This window comes from Pantoea sp. MBD-2R (assembly GCF_039134845.1).
Classification (GTDB): Bacteria; Pseudomonadota; Gammaproteobacteria; order Enterobacterales; family Enterobacteriaceae; genus Erwinia.
This window is the reverse complement of the sequence record NZ_CP152417.1, coordinates 1103725-1113217: the sequence shown is the minus strand read 5'-3', so window position 1 is coordinate 1113217 and position 9493 is coordinate 1103725. Positions and strand designations below refer to the sequence as shown.

Below are 9493 nucleotides of genomic sequence, written 5' to 3'. Positions count from 1 at the left end.
CTGGGATCTTTTTACCCGACAGTCCGATCACCCCTCAGCCAGCCGGGTGATCAACTGTCCGCGCTCCATCATAACCTTAACCGGCTGACCGGTCTCAAACCCGGCCTCTTCCAGCCAGTTGCCCTTGAGGCTGATGCTGAGACAGCGGCTGTAATAGGTCGTCATGCCGGTAGAACGTTTTTCGTGACGGATGCTGGTATAACCCACCTTCAGCTGCCGTAACACTTTGGAAATACTCACTTCAGGCCTAATATCGTGCGCAGCCATGATCAACTCCTTGCCAGTCGGTTTTGGTCAGCGGAGTTCAGGTGCTGGTAACACCTTAGCTCCGCGCTAAAAAATCGCTGTCACTCTCTCCTAATCAACAGGCCGCACGGCCGTCTCCACCCGGTGCTTCACAATCACCGCACCAATCAGGCAATGGATATTGCCAGCACCGAAGGTCAGATAGCGGGCGAGAAAGCGAAGAGAGATCCGGCGAAACTGTCTGAGGCGAAAGCGCAGCTTGAAAGCAACGGCAAAGCGTTCATGGATGATGATGTCGCGAAGCAGGCTTACAATAATGCGATGGCGTCATGGAGAACCGGCAGTGCTATCCAGCAGGGAATAAGCGCGGCAACGGCGGTAATCCAGGAGCTGGCGGGCAGGAATATCGCTCAGGCTGCCAGTGGTGCAGCTGCACCGTATCTGGCGGAGCAGATACATTTACTGAGCACGTATGCGAACGGTAAGGTTAATACCCAAGCGAACCTGATGAAAATTGTAAGGCCAACCCAGAAAGTGAAATTTTTATTATTGAGAAGTACATTAAAACACTGAAAATAAACACCATGTTATAATTATTTATTAAAATTTAACATCTCCAGTCGCGGGTGGATATCTGGATAAAAACTTCCGTATTTTCTATTATTAAATAAACCCACTACTTTCCAGCACAACAAAAACTCATTCCATTCACAAATAATTTTACTTTATTTAAATTTATTAATTATGCACGTCAGTTCAATGCGTTACTTATATAAGTAACCGATAAATAACAAATTATCACAGATGAGATCCACCTCACAATATTATTTTTCCGCGGGCTACTTCATTACTGATTTATCCGCTAGAATCCCACCATCCCGGGACATAATTAACCGGGGTTAATGCCGGCATTCCCCCAGGTATTAAATACGTTTAATAAAATACTTTCATTAAGGATGATGTAATGAAAAAACTGCTGTTAACCAGTCTGTTAATGACCTCTGTTGCTTTTCCCCTGCTCGCCTCTGCGGACAATCACACCGTTTCTTTAGGCTATGCACATAGCAAGGTACAAGATTTTAAAGATATTAAAGGGGTAAACCTGAAGTATCGCTATGAGTGGGATTCACCTGTCAGCATCATTGGCTCCTTTACTTATATGAGTGGTGATGAGAACTATAATTACAGTGATATTGATGAGCAGTTCGATGCCAAAACAAAAGTGAAATACTATTCGCTTGCTGCAGGTCCGGCTTATCGCGTTAATGACTACATCAGCATTTATGGTCTAATTGGCCTGAATTATAACAAAATTGATTACTCTGAAAGCTGGAGTTTCTACGGTTCCGACGGCAATTATTCAAATAATGAAAATAAATCGTCCTTTATGTATGGTGCCGGGCTGCAAATTAACCCACTGTCAAATGTGGCGATCGATATTGGTTATGAAGGTTCAAGCGTAAGCTCTGGCGGCAAGAGCCATTCTATCAACGGCTTCAATATTGGCGTCGGCTATCGTTTTTAGGGCAGAGCGCCCGGGCATTTTAGCAAAAAAAAGGCCGGAAATCTCCGGCCTTCTCTTTTTATGCTGCTACTTTCTTCTTCACAAACCGCCAGCTGACCAGCAGAAGCGCTATCCAGCCCACGCCGACGTAAAGCGATACGCGGGTATCCGGGAAGTAGCCGATCAGGCCGATGATAAAGACCAGGAACAGAATGCCGACCATCGCGGTAAATACGCCGCCAGGCATAGCAAACTTCAGCTCTTTTGCCTGTTCGGGCGTTAACGAGCGGCGGAAGCCAATCTGCGAAAACAGGATCATAATCCATACCCAGACGGTGGCAAAGGTCGCCAGCGACGCGATCACCAGGAACACTTTTTCCGGCATCAGGTAGTTAAGATAAACCGCGATCAGCATCGCAATCATCATTACCAGCACGGTAACCCACGGGATGCCACGACGTGAAACAGTCGCGAAAATTGCCGGTGCATGGCCCTGTTCAGCCATACCGTGCAGCATACGCCCGACGCCAAACACATCACTATTAATAGCCGACAGCGACGCGGTGATCACCACAAAGTTTAGAATGGCTGCCGCCGCTGCAATGCCCATATGCTGGAAAGTCAGTACAAAAGGACTACCGTTCGTCCCCACCTGGTTCCAGGGATAAATGGACATGATGACAAACAGCGTGCCGACATAGAACACCAGAATACGCAGCGGTACGGTGTTAATCGCCCGCGGGATCGACGCTGCCGGGTCTTTCGCTTCGCCAGCGGTGATGCCGATAATTTCGATGCCACCATAGGCAAACATCACAATCTGCAACGACAACACCATGCCCATTACGCCATGCGCAAAGAAGCCGCCATTGGTCCACAGGTTGCTGATGCCCGTCGGCTGTCCACCGTTACCGATGCCCCAGAAGATAATGCCGATGCCTGCCACGATCATCACGATAATCGTGGCGACCTTAAACAGCGACAGCCAAAACTCGACTTCACCAAACACTTTAACCGTGGCGAGGTTGATCGCACCAATGATGAGCACCACGCTTAGCACCCAAACCCAGTGCGGAACATCCGGGAACCAGACGCCCATATAAATGCCGAACGCCGTCACATCCGCGATGGCGACAATCAGAATTTCAAAACAGTAGGTCCAGCCGGTGATATAGCCTGACAGTGGCCCAAGATAGTCCTGAGCGTAGCGCGAGAAAGAGCTGGCCTGTGGGTTATTAACCGACATTTCACCCAGCGCGCGCATGATGATATAGGCGATGGCACCGCCGATAATATAGGCGAGGATAACGCTCGGCCCGGCCATTTTAATTGCGTCGGCCGAACCATAAAACAGGCCGGTACCGATGGCCGAACCCAGCGCCATAAAACGAATGTGGCGGGTACTCAGTCCCTTTTTGAGCGCATTACTTTTCATCTTACTCTTAATACTCAGTCTGAACTCCTGCCTGAAACAGGCAGGAGAATAGTGATGCATTTCGCCAGTATTGAGGTCAACTGACCTTCTGCCGGAAGCGGGCAGAAGAAGGTATCACAAAAATTACTGCTGGTGGGCACTAACCTGCTGACGACCCAGAGTGCGGTCGTAGATCACCGCCACGACCAGCATAGCCAGCGATGGCGGCAACCACGCAAGACCTTGCTCTGCCAGCGGCATAGTCGTTGCAAAAGCAGGCAGCACATCTTTAAACGCGGTAGTTTTGATGCCGTCAATGATGCCGAAAATCAGGCTTACCAGCATTGTTGGCGCAATAATACGGCTGCTTTTGTTCCACCAGCGCAGCGTAAAGCTCAGCAGGATCAGCACGATACAAGGCGGATAAATCGCAGTCAGTACCGGAATTGAGAACTGAATCAGCTGGCTAAGGCCCAGGTTAGAAACCAGCATGGAGAACAGGCCAAGCACAAAGACCAGCTGACGATAAGTCAGCGGCAGATGCTGCTGGAAGAATTCGGCGCAGGCGCAGGTCAGGCCAACTGCGGTAACCATGCAGGCTACAAAAATCAGCGCTGCCAGGAAGAAACTGCCCATTCCGCCGAAGGTATGCTGAACGTAAGCGTGCAGAATAGCGGCGCCGTTTGCGTTCTGATCGACGATGGACGCGCTGTCAGAACCCAGTTTAAACAGGGTCAGGTAAACCAGCGTCAGGCCGATACCGGCAATCAAACCAGCGATAATAGTATAACGCGTCAGTAAACCCGCTTCGCCCACGCCGCGGGAACGTGCCGCGTTGACGATAACAATACCAAATACCAGCGCGCCAAGCGTATCCATGGTCAGGTAGCCATTGATAAAGCCGCTGGAGAACGCCGCATGCTGATAGCTGTCCGTGGCCGGAGCCAGTCCGCCTGCTGGCCAAAGCAGCGCAGCGATACCTAATACGGCCAGCGCGATGATTTTCAGTGGCGCAAGAATGTGGCCAACGGTATCCAGTAATTTACCCGGATAGAGGGAAATACCGATAACCAGCGCAAAGTAGATCAGGCTGTAAACCAGCAGCGGCACAGCACCGTCACCGGTCAGCGGTGCGATCCCGACTTCGAAAGAAACCGTCGCCGTACGCGGCGTTGCGAACAGAGGGCCGACGGCAAGATAGCAGACCGTTGCCAGCACGAGGCCTGCCGCTTTGCCAATTGGCGAGCTGAGCGCGTCAATACCGCCGCCCACGCGGGCCAGCGCGATAATAGTAATCACAGGAAGTCCAACGGCCGTTAGCAGAAAGCCAAGTGCAGCAATCCAAACGTGTTCCCCAGACTGAATACCCACCATCGGTGGAAAAATAATATTGCCGGCACCCACGAACAGGGCAAAAGTCATAAAGCCCAGCGCGAGAATGTCTTTGGAAGTTAAACGATTTGTCATAAGAAACGGCTTCGCCTGTACTGGTGTTAAGTGAAATCGTGATGTCAGCTTTATCGCCCTGCCTGCACTAATACGCCTGGCACTTTAATCAAAACGGATGTTCCTGTTCCAACTTAACCGGCGTATTGCGCTTATTTTGATCTTTTTACAGGGGAATAACGTAAAAACGGCCGTAAGTAAAACGTTTATAGCGGAGAAAGGCAATACGGATCCGATAAAGCAGAGTGATATAGCGCAAAAATCCGCTGTGGCAGTTTATCACTTCAGTTTATTTGCAGGATGCCTTACATGATTTGTACTTTTTTTGCACGGGGTGGGGTTAATTTCTGCATGGATCCGGGTGGGGATGCACAAAAGGCGCGTTTATACGCGCCTTTTGCTCATAATGCCGCCTGAATTACCAAACGTCGTTAGCGATATCGACAACCAAACGCAGTTTCGCCCACTGCTGCTCCTCAGTCAGGCTGTTGCCTTCTTCCGTAGACGCAAAGCCACACTGCGGGCTGAGACAAATTTGATCGAGGCTGACATATTGCGCGGCTTCAGCCAGGCGTTTTCTCACTGAGTCCGGGCTTTCCAGCTCACCGTTTTTGGTGGTGATCAGGCCTAACACCACCTGCTGCTTGCCCGGTTTGATAAAGCGCAGCGGCTCAAAGCCACCTGAACGCTCGTTATCATATTCCAGGAAGAAGGCGTCGATGTTCACCGTACCGAACAGGATTTCCGCTACCGGCTCATAGCCACCTTCAGAGATCCAGGTCGAACGGAAGTTACCGCGGCAAACATGCAGACCGACAACCATATCTTCCGGCTTACCTTCCAGTGCTTTATTCAGCACCTGTGCATAGATGTTAGCCAGCTCTTCCGGATCGTCACCACGTTCACGAATTTGACGTTTCTGGTCTTCTGAACACAGGTAAGCCCAAACGGTATCATCCAGCTGCAGGTAACGGCAGCCCGCATCGTAAAAGCCTTTGATCGCGTCACGGTAGGTCAGCGCCAGGTCGTTGAAATAGTCTTTCAGGTCCGGATAGACGTTGGCATCAATAACTTTACGCCCACCACGGAAGTGCAGCACGCTTGGGCTTGGAATCGTCATTTTAGGAATCGCGTCGCCGCAGATACTTTTCAGGTAACGGAAATCTTCCAGCATTGGGTGATTGCCAAAACCAAGTTTGCCGGTCACTTTTACGCCACGCGCTTTAGTCTGTACGCCGTTGAACTGAATGCCCTGATCGGCTTCGTAACGTTCCACCCCTTCAAGGCCGTCAAAGAAATCGAAGTGCCACCATGCGCGACGGAATTCGCCATCGGTGACCACTTTCAGACCGCTGGCACGCTGGTGCGTGACCACATCGCGGATGGCTTCGTCTTCAATACGACGCAGCGCAACGGCATCAATTTCACCGGCCTGAAACTGCTCGCGGGCCTGTTTGATCGCTGCCGGACGCAGAAAACTGCCAACCACTTCGGCACGGTACTGGGCTGAATCTCTTTGCATTTCAGGTCACTCCTGTCCTGCGCGCACGGCGCATAATTTACCTGGGAAATAATGACGAATTATCATTATAAGACATCTGGATGTCTAAATGGCTGAAGAGAGCATGTCATGAGAAACATTCAGCGGCAAACGAGGAAATTTCATCTGCCATGAAAAAAATTCATGTTCGCCGTTATCCTCGCCAGGTGCTGACCGTACTTTATTCTTCAATCATCCGTCGGGCCTGCCTGATTTGCTCGTCCGACAGCGGCAAATAGCCCGCCTGCGTTACCAGCGCCTGCCCTTCTGCCGACAAAGCCTGGCTCAGAAAAGCCCGGGTCAACGGCTCCAGTGGTTTCTCCGGTCTTTTATTAACGTAAATATAAAGCGGACGTGCATAAGGATAACGGCCGCTGCGGATATTCTCTGGCGAAGGCGTAACCCAGCTGTTGCCATCACGGGAAACCGGTAACATTTTCACCCCGGTCAGATGTGTGCCCATACTGGCGTAACCGATACCATTGAGCGTGTTGGCGACGGCCTGAATCACCGCAGCCGAGCCTGGGTATTCACCGACATCATTACGAAAATCGCCGTTACACAGCGCCTGCTGTTTAAAGAACCCCCAGGTTCCGGAAGCGGAGTTACGCCCAAAACGCTGCATCGGGCGCGCTTTCCAGCTGGCAGGCATTGAAGGCAAATCACCCCACTTTTTTACGAAAGAGAACGCGCCACAACGGCGGGTCACAGAAAAAATCGCATCCAGTTGCCGATCGTTTAATCCCTGTAGCGGATTATCTTTATTCACCACCACCACCAGGGCGTCCATGGCGACCGGCACCGCCAGCGGCGGATAGCCATAATTTGCCTCAAACAGCTGACGCTCCACGGCCTGCATCGGACGGCTCATCGCGCCAAGCTGGGCCGCGCCCGCTGCCAGAGCCGTCGGTGCAGTGGAAGAACCCGCAGCCTGAATCTGTACGTTAACGCCGGGATACTGACGGTTAAAGCTTTCGCCCCACAGGGTCATCAGGTTGCCCAGCGTATCGGATCCGACGCTCGAAAGATTGCCTGACAGCATGCCTTCCTGCGCCTGAGCAGACAGGTTGAACAGCATGATTACGGCAAAAAACAGCTTTTTCATTGATGGCTATCCGATCGTTCAGTGAACCGCATTCTGGGACAATTCATTGTTTACAATCAACCTTAGCGGCAGGGAGAAGCTGAAACAGGTCTCTTTGCCGGGCTGGCTGGTAATCTCGAGCCGGGTATTGTGATGGCTGAGCGCATGCTTGACGATAGCCAACCCCAGCCCACTGCCGCCAGTCTGGCGCGAACGGGCTTTGTCGACGCGATAAAAGCGCTCGGTGAGGCGGGGAATATGTTCGGCGGCAATACCCGGGCCATTATCTTTCACCTTAAATTGCGCACCGTGCGGCGTCCTGCGCCAGCTAATATCAATGCGCGTGCCGGCAGGCGTATGGTTTACCGAGTTATAGACCAGATTGGAAATCGCGCTGCGTAACTGCTCATCGTTACCGAATACGCGCAGATCGGGATCGGCGGTGAAATGAATTTCATGCCTGCCCTGACTGAGCGTTTCCGCCTCGCGTTGCAGCAGCCTCAGCATCATCGGCACATCAACTTTTTCCTGCAAATCCAGCGCGGGCGCGGCCTCAATCCTGGAGAGCGTTAACAGCTGCTGCACCAGACCATCCATTCGCCGTGTTTGCTGCTGCATCGTATGTAGGGCTTTATCCCGCTGGCTTCCTTCCAGCACCGAGTCGCTCATCATTTCCAGATAGCCTTGCAGTACGGTCAACGGCGTACGCAGTTCGTGGCTGACGTTAGCAAAGAAGTTTCGTCGCGCGCCTTCCAGCTGATGCATTTGCGTCACATCGCGCGCGACCATCAGCCACTGACCTTCGCTGTAGGGCATCACCCGGAACTCCAGATGACGATGATTATTCAGCACCAGCGTTAACGAACGGGTGAAATCCTGCTCGCGCAGATAGCGGGTAAATTCAGGATAACGTAATAAATTGAGGATATTCTGGCCGTTATCTTCTGGCCAGCGCAGGCCCAGAAGCTGTTGAGCCAGGCCGTTACACCAGAAAATCGTGCCTTCTTCGGTAGTGAGCACCACCGCATCAGGCAGCGACTCAGCACCGCTGCGAAAACGCTTAATCAGATGCCCCAACTCACGGCGGCGGCGGCGGTTACGCGCCTGCATCTGATAAAGGCCATAAAACAGCGGTTCCCAGCTGCCGCGACCGGACGGTGGCGTCATGCTGCGATCCACCCACAGCCAGTGGGAAAGCCGCAGTAGATTAGCGAAGTGCCAGCACAGCACCGCCAGCACTGAAATCAGCAGCAGCCAGGGTAAGTAGCCCACCAGCAGGCCAATGATAAGAGCAGGAAGGCTGGCCAACGCCAGCTCCAGCAGTAATCTCTTCCAGGAGAGGCGTTCCAGCACGGTAAAGGCTCCGGTTACGATCAGAAACGTGCAGAAAAACGATAACCTGTTCCGCGAACCGTCTGCACCATGCGATCGTGCCCGGTCAGCTCAAGGGCTTTGCGCAAGCGGCGAATATGTACGTCGACGGTGCGATCCTCGACGTAAACGTTAGTGCCCCAGACATGATTAAGCAACTGCTCACGGCTGTAAACCCGTTCGGGATGAGTCATAAAGAAATGCAGCAGTTTGTATTCTGTCGGCCCCATTTCCAACGGCTGCGTTTCAGACATGACGCGGTGTGAAGAGGGATCGAGGCTCAGCCCCTGGATTTCAATGACCTCTTCCACCGCCATCGGTGAAATCCGGCGCATCACGGCTTTGATCCGGGCCACCAGCTCTTTAGGGGAGAAAGGCTTGGTAATATAGTCGTCGGCCCCCACTTCCAGACCGCGAACGCGATCCTCTTCCTCGCCGCGTGCCGTTAGCATCATCACCGGGATATCGCGGGTCATCGCTTCACGTTTAAGATGTTTGATAAACTGGATGCCGGATCCGCCCGGCAACATCCAGTCCAGCAGGATCAAATCGGGCCAGGGTTCGATCAGCAAATTAACGGCGCTGTCATAATCTTCCGCTTCGATCGGCTGGTAGTCATTTTGCTCCAGAACAAAACATAACATCTCACGGATTGGGGCTTCATCTTCGACCACCAGAATGCGCTTAGCCATTATTGCTCCTGCGTTTGTGACGGAATGTCACTGGATATGCGGCGACATTATGCGTCAGTTTTATGACATTTTTATGAAAAAAGCATCGGCTTCCGCCCCGTTTTATAACACTTTATCAACAGTGAAATGCCTTTGCGCTGGGGTTTTGCCCCTGACTGTTTATAATCGCCGTCTTGTCCTGGCGCATTCACAGGGA

Annotated in this window: 9 protein-coding genes; 2 read left to right on the top strand and 7 right to left on the bottom strand. The window is 52.1% G+C overall.

Translation table 11 applies throughout. From position 1 onward, the window contains the following. Positions 1-27: 27 nt before the first annotated feature. On the bottom strand, positions 28-267 hold the full coding sequence (locus AAGQ96_RS05125) for a SymE family type I addiction module toxin (protein ID WP_342755003.1): 240 nt from the start codon (positions 265-267) through the stop codon (positions 28-30). A gap of 123 nt (positions 268-390) precedes the next feature. On the opposite strand from AAGQ96_RS05125, the gene AAGQ96_RS05120 reads away from it, so the two are divergent. Together AAGQ96_RS05120 and AAGQ96_RS05115 are read left to right on the top strand one after the other, a co-directional pair. Next, entirely contained in the window at positions 391-819 is a 429-nt protein-coding gene (locus AAGQ96_RS05120) for a hypothetical protein (RefSeq protein ID WP_342755002.1), read from the top strand. Positions 820-1210: 391 nt separating this feature from the next. Continuing rightward, positions 1211-1771 carry an Ail/Lom family outer membrane beta-barrel protein gene (locus tag AAGQ96_RS05115; RefSeq protein WP_342755001.1) on the top strand — a complete coding sequence of 187 codons (561 nt, stop codon included), beginning with the start codon at positions 1211-1213 and terminating at the stop codon, positions 1769-1771. Positions 1772-1829: 58 nt separating this feature from the next. Here the strand turns inward: AAGQ96_RS05115 and proY are convergent, their stop codons facing one another. The 6 genes from proY to phoB form a co-directional block, all read right to left on the bottom strand. Then, complete coding sequence (gene proY / locus AAGQ96_RS05110) at positions 1830-3185, bottom strand: proline-specific permease ProY (RefSeq protein WP_147195718.1); 1356 nt, start codon at positions 3183-3185, stop codon at positions 1830-1832. A 123-nt stretch (positions 3186-3308) separates the two neighbouring features. Further along, on the bottom strand, positions 3309-4631 hold the full coding sequence (gene brnQ, locus AAGQ96_RS05105; protein ID WP_147195716.1) for a branched-chain amino acid transport system II carrier protein: 1323 nt from the start codon (positions 4629-4631) through the stop codon (positions 3309-3311). Positions 4632-5028: 397 nt separating this feature from the next. Then, a complete protein-coding gene (locus AAGQ96_RS05100) occupies positions 5029-6132 on the bottom strand; it encodes a cobalamin-independent methionine synthase II family protein (protein WP_147195714.1) in 1104 nt (367 codons plus the stop codon). A gap of 199 nt (positions 6133-6331) precedes the next feature. Next, entirely contained in the window at positions 6332-7255 is a 924-nt protein-coding gene (locus AAGQ96_RS05095; protein ID WP_147195711.1) for a PstS family phosphate ABC transporter substrate-binding protein, read from the bottom strand. 18 nt (positions 7256-7273) lie between these two features. Further along, the gene (phoR, locus tag AAGQ96_RS05090) at positions 7274-8587 is read right to left on the bottom strand and encodes a phosphate regulon sensor histidine kinase PhoR (protein WP_147195708.1); all 1314 of its coding nucleotides are present in this window, start codon (positions 8585-8587) and stop codon (positions 7274-7276) included. A gap of 20 nt (positions 8588-8607) precedes the next feature. Beyond that, entirely contained in the window at positions 8608-9297 is a 690-nt protein-coding gene (gene phoB / locus AAGQ96_RS05085) for a phosphate response regulator transcription factor PhoB (RefSeq protein ID WP_147195706.1), read from the bottom strand. Positions 9298-9493: the final 196 nt, after the last annotated feature.